Source organism: Promicromonospora kroppenstedtii DSM 19349, assembly GCF_000515355.1.
In the GTDB taxonomy this organism is placed as follows: Bacteria; Actinomycetota; Actinomycetes; order Actinomycetales; family Cellulomonadaceae; genus Promicromonospora; species Promicromonospora kroppenstedtii.
This window is the reverse complement of record NZ_KI911742.1, coordinates 58,021-59,902: the sequence shown is the minus strand read 5'-3', so window position 1 is coordinate 59,902 and position 1,882 is coordinate 58,021. Positions and strand designations below refer to the sequence as shown.

Below are 1,882 nucleotides of genomic sequence, written 5' to 3'. Positions count from 1 at the left end.
GCCCGGCCTCGGAGCACCTGCCCTTCGGCGCGCGGGAGGGCGCCGAGGTCTCCGCCTTCGGTGACTCCGTGCTGGCGGCGGCCACGCCCGCGATCCTCGCGCGCTATCCGAGGGCCCAGGTGCAGGGCGTGGTCAGCACCGACTGGCTCGACGCCGAGCGCATGGTCAAGATCGCGAAGCGCGAGGGCCGGCTGCGCGAGACGGTGCTGCTCAACTTCGGCACCAACTCGGGCTTCCAGCTCGACGGCTCGGCCGACGCCGCCCGGCACGTGCTCGACCTGATCGGCCCCGACCGCCGCGTGGTGCTCGTCAACAGCGTGGGGATCAGCTACTGGGTGCCGGACGCCAACACGACGCTCGACACGATCGCCGCGGGCCGCGCGAACGTCGCGGTCGCCGACTGGCACGCGCTAGTGGACCGCCACCCCGGCCTGCTGCACGCCGACGCCACGCACCCGAACCTCGACGGCGTCGAGGCCTACACCGACCTGGTCGAGGAGTCGTTCGCGACCCTCGATTAACCCCGACCCGACGCCGGGATGACATGGCTTGGCGCGCCCTGCCCGCTTTAGGCCACTATGTGTCGCCATGAGGATCCTGGTCTCCGCCGGTCGCCTGTTCGTGGCGCACTGGCCCGCGCTCCTGACGCTCGGCCTGCTCGGCGTCGCCGTCCGCAACGGCGCGATGTGGGGCGCGGTCGAGCTGAGCCAGTGGAACTCGTTCGTGGCGCAGCTCCTGCTGATCCTGAGCCCGCTGGGCTACCTCGCGCCGGTCATCGGCATGTTGTGGGTCTGCCGGAACAGCCTGCCGAGCCTGGGCGGATCGGACCTCAGCCGCCGGGAGCGAGCCGCGCGGGCGGCTGTCCCCGGCATGCTGCCCACCCGGCGCGCCCCGATGATGCCCTCGGAGCGGCGCGAGCGGCGCCTCATCGACATCGCCCTGTCCGTGCTGGTGCCGTTCCTGGTGGTCTACGAGGTCGAGGGCCTCATGGACGCCGACCGGATGCGGTTCACCAACGAGGCCGCGGCCGACGAGCTGTTCAACGACACCTTCAGCACCCAGGGGGTCGACTTCGCCGCCCGGGTCGGCGTCTGGTCCGGCTGGACGCTCGTGGCCATCGTGGCCGGCGCGTTCGTGCTGCGCTGGTTGCTCGGCCGCCTGGAGGGCAAGGTCCAGTTCCTCGGGATCGCGGTGCTCGGCGGCTGTCTCGAGATCTACTGGACCAGCCAGGCCGCCGGCCAGATCGAGACGATCGAGAGGCTGCTGTGGAACACCGCGAGCGACCGGGAGCTCGTCGCGGCCGCCGTCGGCACCGTGGGCGCCGCCCAGGAGAGCGTGGGCGAGGCAGGGAACGACGCCGCGTCCTTCGTCGCCGACGGCTTCGTGACGGTCCTCGAGTCGCTCGACGTCGTTCTCGTCGCGCCCCTGGCCTGGCTCGCCATCGGCGCCGTGGTGCTGGGACACAAGCTGATGGAGCCGCCGTCGGCCGAGCACCGGTGGCTCGACCGCATGACCTGGCTGCCGGCCGGGCTCCGCTCGCTCCTGGAGTCGCTCACCGAGGACCTGCGCGCCCGCTTCTCCGCCCTGTGGAACGGGATGAAGATGATCGTGCACGGTGGTCTCGGACCCATGCTCGTCTTCTGCCTGGGCTACCTCGTGGTGATGCGGGCTCCCCATGCCGTCGGCTGGCTCGTGCGCACCGTGACCGGCCCTGTCGAGACCAACGCGTGGATCGCGTTCAGCCCCTTCGAGGCCGCCGCAGGCCTCGCGCTCGCCCTGGCGCTCGCCGCCGCGCTCATCGCGGCGACCGTCGAGGTGCTGGTCGAGCGCGGCCTCGCCGTCCGCGAGCTCGACGACGACGCCACCCCCGTGGCCGGCAACC

Annotated in this window: 2 protein-coding genes; both read left to right on the top strand. The window is 72.2% G+C overall.

Going from position 1 to position 1,882, the window contains the following annotated elements:
• On the top strand, positions 1–521 hold a 521-nt coding region (locus tag PROKR_RS36050; protein WP_036968573.1), incomplete at its 5' end, for an acyltransferase.
• A 67-nt stretch (positions 522–588) separates the two neighbouring features.
• Positions 589–1,882: hypothetical protein (locus PROKR_RS36045; protein ID WP_036968570.1), on the top strand; the 1,294-nt coding region annotated here is incomplete at its 3' end.